This window comes from Enterobacter sp. ENT02, from assembly GCF_019219165.1.
GTDB lineage: Bacteria > Pseudomonadota > Gammaproteobacteria > Enterobacterales > Enterobacteriaceae > Enterobacter > Enterobacter mori.
In genome coordinates, this window is the sequence record NZ_JAHUWD010000048.1 from 1 (window position 1) to 235 (window position 235).

Sequence of the window (235 nt, forward strand, 5' to 3'; positions counted from 1 at the left end):
GTACTGGTTCACTATCGGTCAGTCAGGAGTATTTAGCCTTGGAGGATGGTCCCCCCATATTCAGACAGGATACCACGTGTCCCGCCCTACTCTTCGAGTTCACAGCATGTGTGCTTTCGTGTACGGGACTATCACCCTGTACCGTGCGACTTTCCAGACGCTTCCACTAACACACAAGCTGATTCAGACTCTGGGCTGCTCCCCGTTCGCTCGCCGCTACTGGGGGAATCTCGGT

General features: G+C 54.9%; 1 rRNA gene. It reads right to left on the bottom strand.

Going from position 1 to position 235, the window contains the following annotated elements:
* Positions 1-235: ribosomal RNA gene (locus KW829_RS22835) — 23S ribosomal RNA — on the bottom strand; the annotation flags it as partial.